The following is a 20894-nucleotide window of genomic DNA, read 5'->3' as shown; positions in this document are numbered from 1 at the left end:
TTCGCCAGTGCATCGGTGAGCGTGAAGTGCGCTTTGCCTTCTTCACGACCTACAGTTTTGAACCGGACTTTTTCGAGCTCGAAGTCATTCCTTTGCTCCTGGGCGATCAAGCGCTCTCAAGTCAGGATGAAATTCGCTATGTCCAGTTGCAGGCCTTGATGCAGGACAAGGCCCGGCGTTTCGCCGTGGCCCATGACGTGGATGTGTTCAATCCTGCCGCCGGCAGTCGCCTGGAAGTCGACTACTTGCCCATACGGGTCGGCAATGGCTGTCAACATTCCAAGCTGGCGATCCTTGTGGTTCAGGGGGAGGATGACGATGCGCCGGTTATCGTATTGGCGGCAGGGTCATTCAACCTGACCAAGGCGGGGTGGTGGGACAACATCGAGGTTGGCCACTTTGTCGAACTTCGGGCGACCCGTGCTCCAGGCAATGTCCTTGAGCCGCTGCGTCGTGCATTGCAATTCTTCCAGGCCGCCACACCGACACCGGCTCTAAACGGTATTGTCGAGGTGCAGGCAGGGTGGTCGCCGAGTGCCGATGATCCTGACTGCAGCTTTTATTTCTCAGGGGCGGCACCTGAGCGCCTGGCATTTCTCGACTTCATTCATCAGCACCTGCGAGCGCCATCGGCTGCGAAAGCGTCTGGCACGCTGGAAATCATCAGCCCGTTTTTCGGCGAGACGCCCACCTGTGGCAGTACGCAAGAGCTGATGAGCGAGTTTGCGACAGTGCGCCTGTTGCTGCCCTATGACGAAGAGCGGCGTGCGTTGGTCGATCCGGCAGTGTTCAGTGCCTTCCACGTGGATCAATGGTGCGACTGGGCCGGGCATTGGCACAACAGCCACAAGGTGCACGACAAGCCGTTTCGTCGTCTTCACGCCAAGATTTTTCAAGGGCTGGGCAAACGGCCCTGGCAATTCGTCGGTTCGGTGAATTTCAGCCACAAGGCATTTCAGGTAAACGTCGAGTCAGGGTTCCTGCTCCAGGGGCGGGACCTTGTGCCGTTGCTGGCACCTTCGCCGGTCAGTCTCTCGGGGTTTGCGGCCGACCCTGGCCTGCAAACCGCCGAACCACTGGACGGGTTGACGATGCCCGTTTTGCGCCTGGCCTACGACTGGGAAAGTCAGGTGCTGGAGGTTACGGCTCAGCAGTCGATCAGCGGCGATCTGGTGCTTCTGGACAGTTCGCAATGCAGCATCGGCACTCTGGGTTTCGATCGGGCCGGGCAGATAGCGCAGCCGCTGCCGGCGTTACGTGAGCAACTGCAGCGTTCTTCACTGCTCAACGTACGCTGGCAGTCAGGCACCGATCGCGTGGAGCGTTGGCTCATGGTCTCGCAGTACAACATCTACCGTCGTCCCAGCCATTTGCCGGCCATGGACCTGCAAAGCCTGCTGCGTCTGTTCATCGAGATGCGCTTGAGCAAGAAGATCAGCCAGTTTGGCGAGTTGGCCCGGCAGCTGCTCAGCAGGCGTCGCGCCAACGACGTGGTGGATGAACAGTTGTCGGAAATGGTGGATGAGGGGGAGGGCAGGAGCTTTTTCTCAGAGTTTTCACAGGTCAACAGTGCGTTCTGGCAACTGGAACGCACACTGGCGCTGGCTGAGGCCGAGGGCAATCATAAAAAGCTGGCGTATTACCTCGCAGGCTGTCAGCCCGATTCCTTGCAGGCCATGCTGGACAGCGTGAAGGATGGCGGCCGCGATGAGGAAACGCTGGTTGTGCGCTATTTGACGCTGGTCAGCATGCAGAGCGTGTTGAACCGGTATCCGGGGCACAGTTGCGTGACCCTGGTCAGGGGCGTAGAGGCAGTCATCACCGAGCTGGAAAACGACGAGCTGCTGGGTCACCTCGACGAGGCTGAAGGCAGGCGTTTTCTTGACTGGTTCAGGGCTCAATTTCAGCGTCCCTTGAGCGCTGCGAATTCACGCAAGAAGGATGTTTCCCATGCAGCGGATCAATAAGGCCACGGCCGAGGCAGTTATTGATTTTTCAGGCAACAACCGCGACCTCCAGGGGCTGGCCGAGCAGCAGCTGCTGGGCGCCGTCGCCTTGTACAACAAGCTTGCGGACCACCGGGTAGCCTACCTTGCCGATGAGGTCGGTATGGGCAAGACCTATATAGGCCTTGGTGTGGCTGCCTTGATGCGGCATTTTAACCCTGGTCTGCGGGTGCTGTACCTGTTGCCGAAAAACAACGTTCGCGACAAATGGATCAAGGATTATCGAGCGTTCGTGCAAAGCAACTATCGGCTCGATGATCTGGCGGTCAAAGGGCTGGGCGGCGGTCCGGTCACGCCCTTCAAGGACTGTCGGAACCTGTCCGAGCTGGTGCAGACAGTCGCCAGTGGCAATGAGCGGGATATGTTCCTCTGCACATCGATTTTCAGCTTTGCGCTGGGCAACACGGTTGCTCAGGTGCTGAACAGCACCCGGCAGTTTGAAGAGTTAATGCCGCAGTATCGGGACCTGATGGCCCCTTTGGTCAGGCAACTGAGGGCTATGAGCGGTAACAGCAAGCCTGCTGAGCTCAAACGCAAGGTCAAGGACGTCTGGATGCAGGCGCTCGGCAAGATGCTGCCGCGCTTCGACCTGGTTGTGGTGGACGAGGCGCACAACCTGCGTGCCGGCCGTGAAAGCAGCGACCGTAACCGCTTGCTGGCGACCTTGCTGGGCGACAACCGACGGATCAAGCGACTGTTGCTGCTGTCGGCGACGCCATTCGATCGCGACCTGGGTCAGTTGCGTAACCAGCTCGCATTGTTCGGCTTCAATCGCCAGGCAGACCTGCCTCAGGGGAGCGATCCGGCCGATCCCGACATGCGTGCGGCGCTCAGTCGCTTGCTGGTCCGTCGCCTCAATACCCTCACCCTCGACAAGGTGGCCCACACGCGCAACATGTATCGCCGCGAGCATCGCAGCGGGGAGGCTGCGGAGGTGAAGTTGACCGTTGCGCAAAAGCTGTTCGCCGCGCTGTTGCAGAAGAAGGTCAGCGAGCATCTGCAGGAGAATTGCTCGAATCGCTTTGAACTGGGGATGCTGGCTTCGTTCGAGAGTTATCTGCCAGGCGAAAAGAACCAGCCCGTGGAGTTCGACGGTCTTGAGGCCGTGAGCGAAGGCGATTCGTCACGCGACGCGGCAGACCGCAGTGTCGTCGAATACCTGGTGGACGATTACGAGAAGTCCTTCAAGCGCAGGCCGCCGCACCCCAAAATGGACAGCGTGTGCCAGCAGACACACCGGTTGGCGTTTGTCGAAGGCAAGAAACAATTGATTTTCGTCCGCCGTGTACGCAGCGTCTCGGAGCTTAAGTTCAAACTCGAAGAAGCCTACGACCACTGGATTGGTGACTACATCGGTGGCGATGATGCCGTTGCCAGGATTTTCCAGCGATACCGGGCGCGCACAGTCGAACGCAGTCACTCGCTCATTGAGAATGAGGCCGCCGACGGGTTCGAAGCGTCGGCCAGCAGCGACAATTTCTTTACCTGGTTCTATCGAGGACAGAATCCTGAGCTGGACGGTGACACGAGGCTGGGGCCGTTGCCGTCCTACTTCCGTAGCACGCTGTTGCAAAGCCGCTTGTTCGAGACGAACTGGGTCTCCCTGCCGGGCATGCCAGTGGTGAACTCGTTGACTATCGACTGGGGCGTGATTGGCAAGAGCGAGTCGGTTGCCAGCCCTGGGCAGCGTTATCGACTGGCGCAGTATGCGTATCTGCGGGCCGTCGCCGAGGGAGGGGACGGGGCTGCGACGGTCGCAAGGCACGTGCTGAATGTACTGTTCGAAGGGTTTCAGGCCATGTGCGACCTGGCTGAGCCTTCAGGGCTTGCCCGTGAGCTTGCGCGTTCAACGCTCTGGGACAGCCTGCGAGGCCATGACGAGCTCAGGGGCCTGGCGCCGCAATGGAGCGCCGAGACATTCACCCAACTGGCCACGTTGAACAGTGGTGAGGTCGACCGGCTACTACGCAGGCTGAGTACCCACCAGGAACTGCTGGGGGTGCTATGCCGTGTGGATCATCCTTTCATCGACCTGTATTCACTCAGGCACGCTCGCAGGGAACGGGACGGTGATGCAGATGGTTCGTTCATCGCGGCACTGGCCGGGCTGTTGACGGTCCAACAGGCAGACCACACCCCGTTCAGCAGTTACCAGATACTGCGTGACACCGCCCAGAACCTGGACCTGTTGATCAAGCTCAATTTTCCTGAGGTGTACTCCAGGCCGGTGAGCGGCCTGACCAAGTACCTGGCCAGCCAGGTCCGTTCCACATCACCCATTCGCGGTGCGACCGGCGAAAACAGCGGCAGCCGTACAGCGATTGCCGCCCTGTTCCGCATGCCGGGTTATCCCCGAGTGCTGGTATCTACCGATGTCTTTCAGGAAGGTGAAGACCTGCATACCTTCTGCGACAGCGTCGTCCACTACGGTATTTCATCCAGCCCTATCGCCCTGGAGCAAAAGGTCGGCCGTGTTGACCGGGTCGGCTCGCTGGCGCATCGACGCATGCATTCGGCCGGTGCCGGTTATGCCGAGCATTTCATTCAGGTCGGCTTTCCGCACATCCGTCAAAGCATGGAGTTCTATCAAGTGCGTCAGGCTGCCGCCAACATGAACGCCTTCATTCAAACGCTGCATGCCGTGGGCCAACAAGGTCCGCGCTTCAAGCGCGAGCTGGAGCTGCATGAAGAGGTGGTGGACCAGGCCCCCGTGCAGCCGCAAATCCTTGATTTTCTGACCAGCCACTATGAGATCACGGACAACGATATTCAGGGCGATGACTGCAGTCGGGCAATAAGCTACCAGGCCGATGCTATGAAGCGGCGCCTGGCTCATGTCAAAAACCAGTTGGGGGCCACGCTCAGGGATCTGACGGGTGATCCGCAGCTGTTCGTGAGGGAGGCTGGCGATGGCTGGCACTTGTCCACGACGGGTCGCAAGCCCCCACACGCTGGCGCGCCGTGCGTCACGGTGCGCAGCGCCGTTGGCATGGCTGAATTGCTGGTATCGGCGACCTTGCCCGGTGAGATCGAAGACCCGGGCGATATCGACAGCCCCATCGGGCGTGTGCGCTTTGTTCAGGCACTGCAGGCCGATCCGTTCAGGCGCCTGTCGCAGGTTCCGGGCACCGACAGCTCAAGGCGACTGGCGGTGCAGTACAGCGTCGACAATTACGCGGGCAGCGACGGTGTGCTGATTGGCGACGAAATTCTTGACGTCTATCAGCGTGCCTCAGGTACGCGGCCTGCATCCAGTAAATGCCCCGAGCAAACTGTGCTGCGTGTCCACGAGATGGTGGACAGGCTGGTACACGACACGGAGCGCATGAGTGTGCGGCGTCTATCGACCTGGCGGCTTGAGTTCTGTTTCAAGCTGGAGGGGCGATACCAATTGGTACGATGGGGGTTCAAGGGGCAGTACGTGATGTTCAGCGCCAAGGTGGTCAACCGTAAATGGACCCGAAAACTGGCCACGTTCAAACGGTTCAGTCAGTCCCCCCTGGTGGAGCACACGCTGGGTCGCAACGCCCGTTTTGAACTTGTGGACTTTCATGTCGACCATGATGAGGAGCTGAGCGTACGCGCGTGCCACCCGGTGCAACACCTCAATGAAGAAGAACTGATGTATATCGCCCATCAGGTCGCGTCCCAGGCCGACAGGCTGGGACACGTACTGATGGGGCGGGAAGGGGACATCGGCGGCGACGACTGATCAGTGCGAGTGGCTTTCGTGCGCCGGGCGTTCGTATTGGCCCAGTGCATTGCGCAGTGTCTTGTACACCTCGGCACGTAGTTGAGCGGGAGCCAGCACCTCGATGTCTGCCGCATTGCTGAGCAGGAACAGGCGTAGCCCTTGGGTGTCGTCCAGCCGGCACGCCAATATCCATCCCTGTTCATCCAGCGTCATGACCTGACTGACAGACAATGGGTTCTCGGTGAGCCGGTTGTGGAGATTGGGGCTCAACCTGAGTTTCAGGTCGACAGGCCCGTCGCCATGGATCGTCATCAGGTCCCGCTGTGCTTCCGTTGACTGGGGATCGTAGCCCGGTGGTTCGGCGATGCTGGCCACCGTCGTGCGGACGCTGACTACGCGGTGGAGCATGAGTGCGCAGGTAGTGCCAGGCCCGTTGCTGCTGTACTTGCCACGAGGGGCTCCCGCTTCAGGCGTTTTGTTTTCTGGCCACTCCTCGCTGTCGACGTATGCCGTCAGGTAAACGTTCGAGTCCTGGTAGGAGAGCGTCAACGGCTTGAGCAGGTAGGTGCAGGTTACGTCGCCGGCTTCTCGTGGCCTGTACACCAGCTCCAGAGACTCGTCATTCCTCATGGCATTTTGGATGGTCTCGAGGTGTTCGGTGTTGTAGTCCCCCGGATTGAGCACGGTAAACCGGGTTCCTGTCCTGATACGTCCTTCGGCCAGCAGGTTGCGTTTGGCGCCGGCAACGACCGAGTCGGCGGCGTAGTTGCGCAACGTGGCCAACTCGCCCAGCGCAGCACTAAATCCGAAGCGTTCTGCATGCTGGAAGATGGCGGTGAGCGTCATGGACTCTGCAGGCGAAAGGACAAGGTCGAGGCTCGCGCCGTTGAGCTTCCAGTAGCGGGCCCTGAGGTCTTTTCTCCCTTTCGTGACCTCCGTTATCACTTTCTGCCTGGCCAGGGCTTCAAGGTCACGGCGGGTTGTCCTGCTGCAGTACTGCGGATAGGACGCTTCCAGGGCCGCATGAATCTTCTTGGTCGTCAGTTCGCCCCCGGCACGATGGAGAATATCCCTGATGAATTTGCGGCGTTTCTCGCGATTGGGTGCGGTGTATTTAGCGGCAGCCAATGGAATTTTCCTCGCGGGCAAAATACGGACAAAATAGTGTCGTATCGATAGATACCATTCTTCTCGCTGGCACGCAATTCTGCGCTGAGCGCCAGCCCACAGGAGTAATGATGAAAGCCAAACAAGCCCACGCCACCCTTCCTCACGTCCCTGAATTCATAGGCTGGCTCGCGACCGAACTGGACTCCCCGACCCTGGCCAAGCATGCGTACGTCGATCGCCGCACGGGCAACGAATGGTCCTGCGACAGCCTCTACGGTGCCTACCAGGCCTACGCCTGGAATCATCCTGGCAACGCCCGTCTTTCGTTCAATCCTGGCGTGGACTCGGTCAGTAACTCGAATGCACTGGAGGCTTTGCGCCGCGATCTGCTAGCCGCTGGCAGCGACGATGATCTGATGCTGCAAAGTGCACTCGATGTCATGGCCTGGGGCGGTGTCACGGCACGCAACGCCCAGTGGCTCAAGGAAAACAAGGCTGGGCTGGGGCGCATGGTGCAGGATGTGAAAGCAGCGTTGATCAAGAAGGACCCCGATGCCCCGATCCTTCGCGCCAAAACCCTGCGGTTCAACTCCGGGATGACCAAGATCTACTCGCTCGTGTGCCCTGATTTTGTGATCTACGACAGTCGCGTGGCCGCGGGCCTGGGCATGCTGGTCGTGCAGTACTGCAAAGCGAAGGGGCTTACCAAGGTGCCGGCGGGTCTGAATTTCCCTTGGGCAGCGGCAAAAGAGGGGGCTAATACGGTTACCCCGAAGAACCGTAACCCCAGCGTCGGAACGCTTCAGTTCCAGCGGCTTCGCTCGGGTTCGCACCATGCGCGCTGGAACATGAATGCTAGCTGGATTTTGAGCCAGGTTGCCTGCCATGTGCTCAACGCCGGCAACCCGTTCCGCGTTGGCGCGACGTCTGCCCAGACCTTGCGTGCCATCGAACAGGCGCTGTTCATGATCGGTTATGACCTGGGGGCTGCCACGGCTGCCGAGTGAGCGAAGCGTGCTGTTCGGTTCAGTCATATAACCAGGCTTTGAGCTCAGCAAGATTCTTCACCATGATCTGCTGGGCTTCCGGTTTCGGGTCCAGGTTCTTGGGGTCGATCTGATACCGCTGCAAAACGTACTTCACCAGGGCCTGGCGGGTCACGATCTCCAGCCGACCATCTTCCATGCCGTAGTCATGGTGAATGATCGCCTTCTGTGCCTCGCCCAGGCGTGAGTCCGGTTCAATGATCACTGACACTTCGGTATTCCAGGCCTGGTCCTTTGCGATGTCATTTCCGTTGCTCTCCAGCAGCCCGGGCTCTCCTCGCATACGGCTGAGCACGAAGTCGCGATAGGCCCCATTCTTCTCGCAGTAAGCGCGAACATGCCAGCGCATTCCGGTGTACACCAGCGTGTGCGGCTCGATGATCCGCGTTTCCGGCTTGGGATTGGCAAGCGAGACGTACTCCATCTCAAGGCGCAGGCCTTCCCGACAGGCTTTGAGCAGCGGCCGCAAAATCTCGGGTTGAACACTGCGATCGGGCACCTGAAGCACGAGGGTATGGGCATACGCCAGCTTCAGTCCTTCGACGTGTGGCGCTCGCTCGTTGTTCTGTGAAAGCAGGTCGAGGTAGGCGCTTGCACTGCGGTCGATGAAGCACGGCTTGAACGAGCGCGTCGGCACGTACCCCTTGATCTGCTTGTCATATGTCAAGTTTCTTGACGCATGCTCGGTGATGTAGGTGTTGATGTCTTTCGAGGCTTGCTGGCGGCTGATACCGAAGCTCTGCATCAAGTGACCCGTGGTCAACCGGCCCTCCCACCAGGCCACGGTCTCGATCAAGCGATAGCGAAGTGCCAGGTCCCAGCGGACTTGCGAGATGGATTGTTTGCGTTTCATGGCGCCTCCGTGTGAGCGAATACTTTACCTGTACAAGTCCACACTATAGACCTGTCGTTAAAAGCGACATATCGTTTTTGTGGTGTTGATTGCAAATGGCCACATGAAGGGGTGGTGAGATATGGATATGTATGACTGGGTGGCAGTGGGTGCGCTGGTACTGATGGGCGGGATCTTGCTGACGCTGCTGGTGCAGTACCTGCGGTTGCAGGAGATCTGGCAGACCGTCGGAAAGTGCCGGGAGTCGATGCGCTGGGCACGGATCTGTGAAAGTGAAAACCGGGAGCTCAAGAGAAGCCTGCGCGTCCAGCAACGGCTCAATGCCCACCTCCTGCAGCGCATGCGAGCCCTGCAAGGTACTGCGCCCAGGCTGCCCAGCAAGCTGCGATGAACAGGCAAGCCGGGCGCCGGCTAGAAACGAACGCTCGTGAAGGCCCCGACTGACAGGGGTGATTGGCTAAAGTTTTGCGGCGTGGCGCCGATAGCGTGCCGAGAAACTATGACTGCTGGCAGCGGCTTGCCTGGACGGATTTCGAGGGGTGGTTGATGGAAAGCGAAATTGATATCAATGGGGACACTGAGCTTTTGCAGCTGCTCAGTGACGCGGATCCAGCTGATGTGTCCGCTTTAGTCGACTTCTTGACCGACTCGGGCAAGGGGCGGTTGTCGATGGCAAGTGAAGTGCGCGAAGCACTTGAGTCGGCGAAAAAGAAGAGCAAGTTTTCCAGAGGCGTACTGTTGCTGCTAATTCGTGAGCTTCAGCATTATGGCGGCAATAGCATCGTCAACCTTTTCCGTCGCAACGGTGTGCCCTATGCCGAGATCGTCGCCGACGTGCTTAGCCATGTGGGTGGGACGAGCAGTAAGGACGAGCCGGTGACGAGCCTGGAGCTCAAGGTGCTGGAGAAGTTGCTCTCTCAGGCCTGGGAGAAAATGTCGCCGCAAGAGCAGGCCGATTTCTCCAAGGGCTTCCAGAATGAGACAGGTGTGCTAGGCGTATCGTTCGCCGCGATTCAGGCAGCCATACGACGCGGTGGGCCTGCCGCCATACAGGCCGCGCTTCTGGCAAACAATGCGTTCGCCCGGTTGGCAATGGGCGGCGCTTTGGCTGCTGGTGCCAATATCATCGCGGGACGGGCAGCCGGGCTGGCATTTGGTCCTGTGGGTGTGGCACTGACGGGTATTGCGGGGGCTCACACCCTGGCGAGCCAGGCCTACCGGGTAACGGTGCCTTGCGTCGTGCAGATCGCCTACATCCGGCAGAAGAGCGCGCTGGTCACTTGTTCCGCCTGTAAGGCGGGCAGTACGCGTGGCACCCGATTCTGCGGCGAATGTGGTGCGGCGTTGGCGCAATGATCAATCCAATCTGAATCTGGAGCCCGTGATGGAAAACAACCTCCCAGTACCCAGCGCCGCCAATAGCGAGCAAGCGACCTGGTTGATCGGGCGATCTGCCGAGCAGCCCCTGATGAGTGTCCAGCTAGCGACGGAGCAACTCATTCCCGCTGGCGCCAAAAAGGTCGATGCTGCCAGCTTGGGCATCGACCGATTGGGTCCATTGCTGCAAACACTGCCCAATCTGATTGTCGCCAAAGACGTTGCTCAGTCTCGTTATATGCAGGTGGTCATCGATGGCCCTCTCGCCTCGGTCGCCAATGGCGACGGCTATCGCGCTTTCTCAATCCAGGGCGGAAGGATCCGCGAGCATGCGACCTTGTTCGAACCTGAACGGCTCAAGCAATTGGTCAGCTCTGCTGCGATGTTCCAGATCGCGTCTGCTGTCGTGGCGCAAAAGCATTTGGCCGATATCAGTGCCAAGCTCAGCGAGATCCAGGCGGGGGTGGAGGGCATTGCCAGGTTTCAGGTCGAGGAGCGCAAGTCCAAGGTCAAAGGAGCGCTGAACTACCTCGGGCAAGTCACGCCTCTGGTGCTGGCCGGCGAGTTGAACCCCGCGATCAGGCAGAAGCTGGAAGATATCGAAGTGGATCTAGGCGCGATCCATGATCACTTGGAGGGCGAGCTGGTGGCGCTGGCCAAGCGAGCTGTGGAGCACAAAGCGCCGGGTCTTTTCGAAACCACGGCGGGATTGACGGCAGCCTTGAAAAAGATGCAGAGCGAATCCGATGAGCGAGCAGAGGAGTGGAGGCTGTGTATGGGAACCCGGTTGGTGGCCTGCCGGCTGTTGGGCTCATTCCCTGGAGAAGCTGCCGTGGTTAAACAGCGTCAGGCGACGCTCGACAGGGTGGCGGCTGACTTCCTGGGGGCGCATGGGCACTTGTCCACCTTCAAGGGCGCTGTCGAGGACCGAGTCAACAAACTCTCCTCTTACCTGGACTCCCAGTCCACGATCCAGGCAAACCGCTTGTCCTTGAGGGAGTGGGAGGAGGAGACGCTGCCCGTGTTCATGGCGAGCGCAAAAAGCGATATCGGGAAGATGCAGCAATTGCTGGTCGAGCAGCGATCGCCCGTTATGTTGACGATAGAGATGCGAGGTAATGAGGTGGTTGGAGCTTATCAAGCCTCTGCCACGTGACAACTAAGTGGTAGTGGCAAATGGCTATTAACCATAGTAGTCTCGCCAGCACTTTGATGTCAAAGCGCTGTACTGTCTGAAAGCTTCACGGATGAACATGCATTGGATACGTCAGCGAGGTGCTTTGGTAGTCATGTCCTGGGCCGCCGAAGGTTCCGGCTTCAAGTGCCCGATATCAGCCCTGGATACCTTCGGCCTCACCAGCGGACCGCCCTCTGGTGCCTTCTGCGTTCAGCTCATCACCTGTTCATCATCCGCGCGCGGTTTCAGTCGGTAGAACGACTGTCTCCACGCGTCCCCATGTCTCACAGGCTAACTCCATGCACGATAACTCTCCTGGCCAGAATCCGGCGCCACCACGCGTGGCCGATCCCGCTATTAACGCCCCGACCTTCACGCTCAGGCCAACACGTTTCACGTTGAACGATGATCTGGTGCTGTCGGCCAGGACACGTCTGCAACTGGACGAGTGTTTGGCGCGCCTGCGCTTTCATCGCACGATCTACCAGGACTGGGGCTTCGCTGCCGTCGACCCGATGGGCATGACCGCCATCCTCAACTTCTATGGCCCGCCCGGTACCGGAAAAACCCTGTGCGCCGAGGCCCTGGCCGGTCAGCTCGGGTTGCCGTTCATGGCGCTGGGAATTGCTGAACTGGAAAGCAAGTTCATGGGCGACACCGCGCGCAATATCCAGGCAGCGTTCGCTCAGGCGACCGAGACCGGCGCGCTGTTGTTCTTCGATGAAGCCGATACCTTGCTCGGCAAGCGCCTGTCTTCGGTCACCCAGGGGGTCGACAACGAGGTCAATGCCATGCGCTCGACACTACTGATCGAGCTCGAGCGGTATGAAGGGATTGTGGTCTTCGCCACCAATTTTGCCGGCAACTACGATGAAGCGTTTCGCAGTCGCATCGGCTATCACATCGAGTTCAGTCTGCCCGACCTGGCTGCCCGCGAGCAGCTGTGGTCGCGCTTTCTGGTCGAGCAGATTCCCCTGGGCTCGCCGCGCGATCTGCTGTTGACCGAGGCGGCCATGCAATCGGAAGGGCTGTCGGGTCGAGAGATCCGCACCTGCATGCGCCTGGCGCTGCCCAAGGCCTTGCTGACGGCTGAGCAGCAAGGCAGCCCGGCCCAGTTGCAGATGGCCCATATCCAGCTGGCCATCGACGAAGTACAGACCGCCCAGCGGCAGGTCGCCACCCACACCACCCACGCCACCAAGGATGCCAAGCGGGCTAAGGCCCTGCTGGGTATCGACTGACGACATCACGAGGACTGAACAATGGGTTTTTTTTCGGATTGCTGGAGCGCCATCAAGAGCGTCGGTGCGGCGGCGGTAGAGGTGGTGCGCACCACGTACGATACCGTACGTGAGAAGGCCAGGGATGCACTGGACTGGATGGCGACCAAGGCCGAATCCTTTGTCGGCAAGGTCAAGGAGGTGTGGAACAAGGTCAAGCCCTTCATCGCCACGGTCGTAAGGCCGGCGCTGAAGATCGCCGCCGAATGGGCAACCGTCGCCTTGCCGACCTTCCCTTGGGTGGCCACGGCCATCCGGGCTTTCGACAAGGCCCTGGAGGCGTTGCTGAACTGGGAAAAGACCGCACTGGCCAAGCAGGTCAAGGCTGCCGTCGAGTGGGCCATCGCCAAGGCCAAAATCTTGCGCGACGTGGTCTTGAACGATGAAGAAATGGCGCAGGCGGCGACCCACGAGGAAGTGCTGCGCGAAGCCCGCGAGGACGTGCGCGGCGAAGCTGGCCGTGCCCTGGACCTGGCAACCCTGATCACCCAGTACGCCCAGCTGAGCACGCGTATCAAGCAGGTGCTGGAAAACAACAACATCAGCGATTTCGACCACTACCTGCGCCTGCGCGCCTCGCAAAAACTGCTCAAGGACACTGAGCAGCGACTGATTCACGCCCAGGACCTGGACGCGATCAATCGTGACGATCTGTTCCTGGTCGAGATCGCCTCAGAGCTGCTCAAGGCCAAACCTCAGGTCAGCGATGCCCAGGCGGTGCGCCTGGATGAAGTGATCGCCGCACGTTTCGGCAAAAAGCTGATTCCGTTCGTGTTCGAAGAGCTGATCATGGCCTGGGGTTGCAACCTGGAGCAGCAGGAGAAGGACTGGAAAACCCTCAGTGAGTCGGTGGCCAAGCTGCAGGTTCAGGAGCGCCAGCTGAAGATCAGCCAGAACCTCGGCGAACCTTCTGCCGAAGAGAAGGCCGCGCTGGCCGATATCCAGGCCCGTCTGCCGGCCCTCAAGGCGCAGATGGATCAACTGCGCAAGCGCAACCAGGAAATGCGCAACTATGTCTACGCCGCTGAGGGGTTCCTGCAGGTGCTCGAGAAAGCGCCCGAAGACTTCGCCGACGATGCGTACCTGCTGACCGACAGCCAGGAGGTCGGCATGATCATCATCGACTGTGCCCAGCATGGCAAACGCTGGGAAGAGCTGACCGAAGACGAACAGAGCCTGATCATCGATTTCGCCAACATCTTCGAAGAAGCCAGCCGTGAACGTGCCAGCCGCCTGGTCGAGGTGGCAGCGTGAATTTTCAGGAGATCCTCACCTTTCTGCTGCCATCAGCAGACCCGCTACAACTGTTGTTCGCCGGGCTGATCGGAATCCTTTCGCTGGTGACCGTGATTGCGTTGAAGCGCGGGGCACGGGAACAGACCTGGGAACGCAAGTGGAACGGCGGCGGCCAGGACGACCTGGACGTGGAGCACGGCTCAGTGAACGAGATCAGTGCCGCGGTGGCCAGCCCCGGCGAAAAAATGATCGAGTTCATGCCCGGGATCCTGTTGATCCTCGGCCTGCTGGGTACCTTCCTGGGCCTGGGCATCGCTTTGAACAAGGCCTCGACGATTCTGGTCGAAGCCAGTGCCGGGGGCGGCATGGACAATGCCATGACCAACCTCATGGGCATGATGGAAGGCCTGGGTACCAAGTTTAAGACCTCGACCTGGGGCATCCTCGCCTTCCTGCTGCTCAAAGCCTATGCCGCCAGCAACGGATACGAAGAGCGGCGCCTGCGCTGGTGTGTCGGGCAGATGAAGCAGGCCTTCGACAGCAGCCGCCTGCAACGCCAGGGCGAACGCCAGCAAGCGCAGGCGACGCTGCTCGAAACCTTGGGCCGGCTTGATCAGAACCTTGCCGCTCAGAACGAGAGTCAACGGCAGTTGCTGGAGCTGCAGGCACGCCTGTTCAAGCACTACGCCGCCACGACCCAGCAGGCGCTCGCGGACAACCGCTCCAGCATCGACGCCTTGCTGCTGCCCCTGAAAGCGTCGCTGGAGGAACAGCAAGCCGGCAACCAGACGTTGCAGGGGCTGCTGCAGGAGCAACAGACTGGCAATCAGAATCTGCAGAAACTGCAGAAGGATCAGTTGGCCGCAAACCAGATCAGGCAGGCCCTGGTAGAGGAAACCCAGGCCGGCAACCAGACCAGGCAAGCCCTGGTACAGGAAGCCCAGGCCGGCAACCAGGTCCGGCAGGACGTCCTGCAGGCCCAGCAAGCGAGCGGCAAGACACTGGCAAGTGCCCTCCCGGCGCTGCACACGTTGAACAGCACCGGCGAGAAGACGCTGACTGCACTGGGCGCCATCGATGCCCGACTGCAGGAGCACGGCGAGCAGAACCAGCAACAGCTTGAAGATGGTCGAGCCACGCGCCAGGCCATGGAACACTTGATCGACAGTAACAGCCGCAACCTTGCAGCCATTTCCGGCGCGGCTGAACAGATGGCCAGCGCCGCGGGCACCATCGGCGCCTCGGCAGGTGACCTGCAGCAAGCCATTGCTGACTTCAAGGAGGGTGTCGCCGGCGTGCTGGGTCATCTCAAGCAAGACCTGGGCGAGACCATTGGCCTGATGGGCAGCAGCTTCACCGACAACATGACGCAGATGTCCGCCAGCCTGTCCGAAGCCACGCTGGGCATTTCCTCGGCGGTCAACAGCCTGTCGAACAACGTAGGCCAGACCATGGAGGGCATGAAGAAGTCCAACGAGGAATCGCTGAACCTGCAACGTAATGCCCATGCCAGCTTCCAGGGTTCCAGTGAAACCCTGCAAGTCAACGTCGAAGGCATGACCCACCTGGTGGGCGACCTGCGTGAAAAAATCCTCTCGGGCCTCAAGGCCGTTTCCGAAAGCGGCCGGCGCATGGTCGCCCTCGACAGTCGCTACGAAGGGGTCACTCAACAGGCCGAGCTGGCCGCCAGCGAAATCAAGGGGCTGGTCGCACAGCTGATGACGATGCAACACAGCAGCCCGCTGCAACCGGCTGTGGATGCACTGGCCGCGCGGGTCGACATGATCGGTCGCAGTCTGCAAGAGATCGATCAGAACCTGGAAGTGCTGAGCAACGTTGTCCAGCACAACCAGCAGCGCCACACCGGCGGTGAGATTAGCCAGTCACTTCGCGAGATCATTGCCCAGCTCCATGTCCTCGACCGTGCGCAGCCGACTGCGGTGCAGATCGAAACGGCCTTGTGAGGTGACGGGCGATGAAAGACAAACCGAATGAATGGGTGTCAATTGCCGACCTGATGGCCGGAGTCATGGCAGTGGTCATGTTGCTGTTGGTGATGGCGGTGCTACAGAAGAGTTACTCGGACCTCAAGTACCAACAGGAACAGGCCCAGAGCAGTGCCAGCCAGCGGCAGAAGGTCGAGCACTTGCTCGGGGCCTTGCAGGACTCGCTCAAAGGCACCGCCGGTGCCGGCCTGGTGGCACTGGACCTGGAGGCGCAGAAGCTGACGTTGCGCGACGGTGTATTCGGTCGCGGCAGTGCCTGCATCACTGAACAGTCCCGCGAAGCCTTCCAAAGCATCGAAGCGGCGGTCACGCAGTTTCTGGCGCAGTTCCGTGGTGCTCAGGTCTACATAGAAGGCCATACCGACAACCTACCGGTGCTGCGTCCAGTGACCAACTTCGAAGCCAATTGTACGGTCTACGACGACAACTTCACTCTCTCCGCCGCTCGTGCTCGTGAAGCGCGCAAGCTGATCGTTGGTAATCTCGATCCTGCTACGGCGAGACGTGTGGTGGTGGCCGGTTATGGTGACTCACAGCCCATACCCGGTATCGCGCCGGAGGACGCCCAGCAGCGCCGCATCGAAGTCCGCTGGATCACACCAGATGAGCCAAAGTCCGAACTCAGCTTAGTAAAATAAAGGACAAACCGGGGCGGCGGCGAAAATCTCCCGCCCAGGTCTGCTGTTAGGATAAGTGCAGCACTGAGGCGACATTGTCAGGCATTTCTCTAGCCTACCGAACATCCAGCGGGCTAGCAGCAGGGCAATCAGTAGCAGAGTGCGAAGTATGACCCCCCCTATAAGCCCGGCGGCAGCACAGGCTGCTAGAATGCCGACAAGGCAAATAGCAAAAAAAAGAAAGGTGAATGATGCTTATGACACCTCTCCTGAAGCGGCAGCAACTGATGTCGATGGGCCACACCGACCAAGGTCTGGTGCAGGCCATCGGATGAATGGAGAATGATAAAGAAGGTTTCTATAGATAGCTCTGTTCGACCAATGACACGCAGCCTTTATGACCCACCACCACATGATCCAATATTCGGGTGCCGACCATGTCTAAAGCGTTTTTGAGGACGGTGGTAAGCGTGCGATCCGCTTGGCTGGGCTCCGGGTCTCCGGAGGGATCATTGTGAATCATAATGAGGGCCGCGGCGTTGTGTTCCAAGGCGATCTTGACCACTTCTTGCGGGTACACGCTAGCCCCATCCAGGGTGCCTCTGAACAGCTCTCTAAAGCCTATAATCCGGTGTTTGGAATCGAGCAGCAGCAGAGCGAAGACCTCATACTCATGGTACTGCAACAGTGTTTGCAGGTGGCTGAAGACCTGCTTCGGCTCAGTCAGGGCCCGGCCTTTAGATAGGCGACTCATGGCCAGTTGTTGCGCCATCTGCAGGATGTCGGCTTCGGTGACGGGTGATTCCATGACGTAGGTGCCGCTCGCTTCACCGGCTTTGAGCTTGTGATATTTCATGACGGTACTCCTGGACGAGGCATGCTGGGGAGGTTGAAAAAAGCGTTATTGGACTGAAGGCCTCGTGCTGTGCCCGATAGACTGAGTCTCCAACTTCTGAGCCAGTGAGGGCTTTGAAGACGCTGTCAGCTGGGGGGCTGCGTTGCTGGGTGGGTCTTCAGTAGAGGGAAAGAACTCTTCGACAATGGCGCCGGTGTCCTCCTCGCTGTCTTCAAAGGCTCCATTGTTAAAACCCTGTCGGGCCGCGTGGTCCAAGGCGCTTTGGTCAAAGCCCGAGGCTTGTCGGGCTTCCCCCAGTTGCTTGGCGGCGAGCAAGGCGTCTTCTAGGGGCAGTCCACTGCGCACTGTGATATCGACGTAGAAGATCGGCGTGCCATGGCTCTGCCGCGTGGATTTACCGCGCAGACGCAGCTCCAGGGGCAGACAGGCCAGGCGATTGCCAGAGATGGCTTGCAGGTAATGCAGACGCGCTGCTAGGGTGCGAATGCTGTTGAATCCGGTGGTGCGGAACACAAAACTGCCCAGTGGGTCGTCATCGCCAATCACCACGTTCAGCCGACCGTAAGGCTTGCAGGCATTGCCTTGGGCCAGTGAGCAGCCATCAGGTGAAGGGCAGGGCAGCGACTGGATGCCGTCCTTGGTCAAGCGCTTACACGTTTCACCGTTGCCGACGCACAACGGCCTGCCGGTGGTACGGTCGAACAGGCTGTAGTCCGCGCGAAAGTTGAGGTCCGGTTCGTTGAACAGCAATCGGATGGGAATGCTGCGTAGCTTGCCATCCTGGCCATTGCGCAGTTCCTCATTGAGTGGATGCATTAACCAGCCGTCACGGCTCTGGACTTGCGAGGTGATGGTGAACTGATCATCTTTCTCAGGCAGACGCTTGCCGTTTTTCTCGACGACCTTACCGATGGAAATGCGCCCGAGTACCGGCGGAGTGATGGCTAAACCTTTGAGCATGGTGGTGCTCCTTGATCTGAAAATAAAAAAGCCACCGGGACGTGAACGGTCCGGTGGCTAGGGTGAGCAGACGGTTTCAGCCGATCAGGAAGCGACGGCTGCCTGCGTTGGTCTTGGGATAGCGGGCCTGCAGGTACGGCTTGTCTTTGAGCATCTGTTCGACATCCAGACCAATACTGTCCTTGGACTGCTTCCAGCTGATGTAGCCCTCGGCAAACTCTGCACGGGTGGCTTCCCCCAAGGCCTGCTGCAGAACTTGCTTAAGCTGTGCCTCACGTGTTTCTTGCTGAGCAATGTTCTGACGAACAGATTTGAGTTCAAGAAAGGTGCTGGACAGTTCCGTGTGCTGGCTGAAGTCCAGGGTCTGTCCGTTATCCTCGGGATAGAGGCAGCGCAAAGCCGCTTCCGCAGACGCTGTGCCATCGGCCGGTGGCGGGGTGTCACTGACGACGTAGTCCCAGAACAGCCGTTCTAGGTCAATCAGCCGCGTAATCAGCTCCTCGTCGCGTGTGATGCGATGGATTTCCAGATGCTGGCCACCGAGCAGCACCGCCACATCAGCGGCATGTTTGCCAGTAACTGCAAGCTGGTGCATGACTTGCAGTTGCACATATTCGGGCACGCCCTCTTTCCAGAGGCGTGCCCCGTTTATGCCGGCAGTCTTGCACTCTAGGATCTGCACATCGTCGGTACCGATCACCTCGCGGTCGATATTGGCGAGCATCCAGGGCAGCGCCGGATCGGGATGCTGCAGCACCGCGTTGATCCGTCGGACCTTGTGCAGGCTGCGCTTGCTGTAATGCCAGGCCACGATAGGCTCCAGCACATTGCCCCAGTACAGCGGGCTTTCCTCATCGTGAGGATCGACCTTGGGCATGCTGGCATCGCGACCGGTCTTCTCCAGCCATAGCTCCAGCTGCGATTTGTAGGGATTCAGACCCACCGCAGCGGCAGCATCCGAACTGCCGATGCCTTGCTTGCGGATCTGCAACCAGTCCTCGCGGGGCAGCTCCTTGGTGCTGACCAGGCGCAGGGCGGGGCGTTTCTGGCAGGTGCTGCTATTCAATGACGTTGCTTTCATCGTTTTTACCTGCTGGTATAAAAACGCCCGACCAGCACATGGCTGACCGGGCGCAAGGGGTGAGGTAAGTAAGGGTTAGGCGGCGAGTTGCAGAGCGGCATCCAGGGCGCGTTGTTTGATCTGTGCTCCCTGACCGAACCATGCCGAGTCCAGGCGGTACTCGTTACTGCGGGCACGGCGCTCGTGGTCGACGTACTCGGTCACGGCATTGAGCAGGCCCCAAGCAGTGCCGCGTGCTGAGTCCAGTTGGCTGCCGCGACCGCGGCCCTCGTACAGTTCCTGGACCTTGCGTAGGGCGCGCTCGTTGGGCAGTTGCTCCGGCAGAGCGCCGGTCGGGCTGGTTTCACACATCACGTTCATGAAGTAACCCAATGCCTCATGCCACTGCACCTTGCGCTCGGACAGTGCGCGCATGCGGTACATAAACTCGTCCCATTGCGAGACGGCGATGCCCAGTTGCCTCTTCACTGTCTTTGGGTCAAAGCGAGTGTTGTGCGGTACTTTGATGGCGCGACTGCTGCCATCCAGGGCGATGGTCAGGGTGTTGTTGCACACCACGCGGACGGTGGTTGGCGTTGCTGTGGTGGCCAAGGTGCCATCACAGGAGGTGGCCAGCAGGAGGTAGCCGTTGACCTGGTCGTTGTCCTTCAGCTCTGTACCTTGCCCGGTACGCGCCAGTGCCCAGAACTTGCGCCCGCCCTTGAGCACGCCGGCCGTTTCCAACTCGTAGCCGGAGACTTCGGTGAGATCGCGGTAGAACTCCAGAACCTCTCGCGGTTGCACCGTGTGATAGCGCTGCGAGACCACCGACAGAGGAGCCTTGCTGTCGGAACGGTAGAGCACCTTCTGCTTAGGGAAGGAGTGTATGGCACCCAGGTGGCCGACCGCGTCCGACTTGAAGTGGACTGGGCTTTCCAGAATCTGCCAGTCCATGCCGGCTTCACGCTGCCAGACCTCAATAGGTTGTTTGCGGGGCAGGTGGTTACCCAGGCCATGCCAAGGGGTAGCGCCAACGTAAGCCATTTGTTCAACGAGATGAGCCATGAGAATTATTCCTTACGAAGAAGTGGGAAATAGCGTCGTTTCATCAACAAGCGACGCCTGTTCACAACGGCTTAACGGTTGACGCTGAAGCTGTAGCCACACACCAGGCATTGATAATTAGCCAGGATCTTGTCATCGAGCTGCTCACCCAGCGTGGCCCCGGCAATGCCGCCCGCGACCCCGCCAAACAGGCCACCCAAAATCGCCCCGGCGATGCTGCCGATAGCAATGCCCACCGGCCCACCGACAACTCCCAGTAGCGCGCCGGCTTCGGCGCCCGATAGGGCACCGGCAGCACCACTGGCGGCACCGCCTGCAGCACCGATTAATCCGCCTGTTTGTTTACCGATATTTTTCGTGATGATTCGTCCCGAATTGCAGCTTGGGCAAGGGGTATACATATCCAGATCCTCTCAAGTGATGAGCGTGCTTAGCCAAGAGCTGGCACGCCAAATTCCCGACGGCATTTGATACTGTGGGGCGTTCACAGAGGTGATATAGATCTGAGATTTTTTTGATTCAGCTCGTATCGGATCGTCTATGTACGGCAG

Annotated in this window: 17 protein-coding genes; 10 read left to right on the top strand and 7 right to left on the bottom strand. The window is 59.4% G+C overall.

The genetic code is table 11. The features are described 5' to 3' along the window. Positions 1-26 precede the first annotated feature (26 nt). Both QME24_RS02515 and QME24_RS02510 read left to right on the top strand, forming a co-directional pair. Positions 27-1967 carry a hypothetical protein gene (locus QME24_RS02515; protein WP_281690741.1) on the top strand — a complete coding sequence of 647 codons (1941 nt, stop codon included), beginning with the start codon at positions 27-29 and terminating at the stop codon, positions 1965-1967. Next, positions 1951-5718, top strand: a complete 3768-nt coding sequence (locus QME24_RS02510) for a DEAD/DEAH box helicase (protein ID WP_064590741.1) — start codon at positions 1951-1953, stop codon at positions 5716-5718. The genes QME24_RS02515 and QME24_RS02510 overlap by 17 nt, the downstream gene beginning before the upstream one ends. On the opposite strand, the gene QME24_RS02505 is transcribed toward QME24_RS02510, so the two are convergent. Continuing rightward, entirely contained in the window at positions 5719-6828 is a 1110-nt protein-coding gene (locus QME24_RS02505; RefSeq protein ID WP_064590738.1) for a WYL domain-containing protein, read from the bottom strand. 110 nt (positions 6829-6938) lie between these two features. Between QME24_RS02505 and QME24_RS02500 the strand changes: the two genes are divergently transcribed. Next, positions 6939-7817, top strand: a complete 879-nt coding sequence (locus QME24_RS02500; protein WP_064590736.1) for a hypothetical protein — start codon at positions 6939-6941, stop codon at positions 7815-7817. Between the two features lie 19 nt (positions 7818-7836). Here the strand turns inward: QME24_RS02500 and QME24_RS02495 are convergent, their stop codons facing one another. Further along, positions 7837-8709, bottom strand: coding sequence for a WYL domain-containing protein (locus tag QME24_RS02495; RefSeq protein WP_064590733.1), 873 nt, complete (start codon positions 8707-8709; stop codon positions 7837-7839). Between the two features lie 121 nt (positions 8710-8830). Between QME24_RS02495 and QME24_RS02490 the strand changes: the two genes are divergently transcribed. From QME24_RS02490 to QME24_RS02460, 7 genes are all read left to right on the top strand, one after another. Further along, positions 8831-9100: a hypothetical protein gene (locus tag QME24_RS02490; protein ID WP_064590730.1), complete on the top strand. Its 270-nt coding sequence runs from the start codon at positions 8831-8833 to the stop codon at positions 9098-9100. A 155-nt stretch (positions 9101-9255) separates the two neighbouring features. Further along, complete coding sequence (locus QME24_RS02485; protein ID WP_064590728.1) at positions 9256-10065, top strand: ubiquinol-cytochrome C chaperone family protein; 810 nt, start codon at positions 9256-9258, stop codon at positions 10063-10065. 28 nt (positions 10066-10093) lie between these two features. Next, positions 10094-11242, top strand: a complete 1149-nt coding sequence (locus tag QME24_RS02480) for a hypothetical protein (RefSeq protein ID WP_064590725.1) — start codon at positions 10094-10096, stop codon at positions 11240-11242. Between the two features lie 419 nt (positions 11243-11661). Continuing rightward, on the top strand, positions 11662-12504 hold the full coding sequence (locus tag QME24_RS02475; RefSeq protein WP_281690740.1) for an ATP-binding protein: 843 nt from the start codon (positions 11662-11664) through the stop codon (positions 12502-12504). A 21-nt stretch (positions 12505-12525) separates the two neighbouring features. Next, on the top strand, positions 12526-13797 hold the full coding sequence (locus QME24_RS02470) for a hypothetical protein (RefSeq protein ID WP_064590718.1): 1272 nt from the start codon (positions 12526-12528) through the stop codon (positions 13795-13797). Further along, entirely contained in the window at positions 13794-15743 is a 1950-nt protein-coding gene (locus tag QME24_RS02465; RefSeq protein WP_064590715.1) for a hypothetical protein, read from the top strand. The genes QME24_RS02470 and QME24_RS02465 overlap by 4 nt, the downstream gene beginning before the upstream one ends. Positions 15744-15754: 11 nt before the next feature. Beyond that, entirely contained in the window at positions 15755-16423 is a 669-nt protein-coding gene (locus QME24_RS02460; RefSeq protein WP_064590712.1) for an OmpA family protein, read from the top strand. A gap of 337 nt (positions 16424-16760) precedes the next feature. On the opposite strand, the gene QME24_RS02455 is transcribed toward QME24_RS02460, so the two are convergent. The 5 genes from QME24_RS02455 to QME24_RS02435 form a co-directional block, all read right to left on the bottom strand. Further along, entirely contained in the window at positions 16761-17258 is a 498-nt protein-coding gene (locus QME24_RS02455) for a JAB domain-containing protein (protein WP_064590708.1), read from the bottom strand. 45 nt (positions 17259-17303) lie between these two features. After that, positions 17304-18218 carry a hypothetical protein gene (locus tag QME24_RS02450; RefSeq protein ID WP_064590705.1) on the bottom strand — a complete coding sequence of 305 codons (915 nt, stop codon included), beginning with the start codon at positions 18216-18218 and terminating at the stop codon, positions 17304-17306. A gap of 76 nt (positions 18219-18294) precedes the next feature. Then, positions 18295-19299 (bottom strand): lambda-exonuclease family protein, encoded by a 1005-nt coding sequence (locus QME24_RS02445; protein ID WP_064590702.1) that lies wholly within the window; start codon positions 19297-19299, stop codon positions 18295-18297. A gap of 75 nt (positions 19300-19374) precedes the next feature. Beyond that, complete coding sequence (locus QME24_RS02440) at positions 19375-20343, bottom strand: DUF932 domain-containing protein (RefSeq protein ID WP_064590699.1); 969 nt, start codon at positions 20341-20343, stop codon at positions 19375-19377. 71 nt (positions 20344-20414) lie between these two features. Next, positions 20415-20744 carry a hypothetical protein gene (locus QME24_RS02435; protein WP_064590696.1) on the bottom strand — a complete coding sequence of 110 codons (330 nt, stop codon included), beginning with the start codon at positions 20742-20744 and terminating at the stop codon, positions 20415-20417. Between the last annotated feature and the right edge of the window lie 150 nt (positions 20745-20894).

This window comes from Pseudomonas sp. PARCl1 (assembly GCF_947311875.1).
GTDB classification, from domain to species: Bacteria; Pseudomonadota; Gammaproteobacteria; order Pseudomonadales; family Pseudomonadaceae; genus Aquipseudomonas; species Aquipseudomonas juntendi.
Note: the sequence above shows the minus strand (reverse complement) of the source record. Positions and strands in the feature narration are given on the sequence as shown.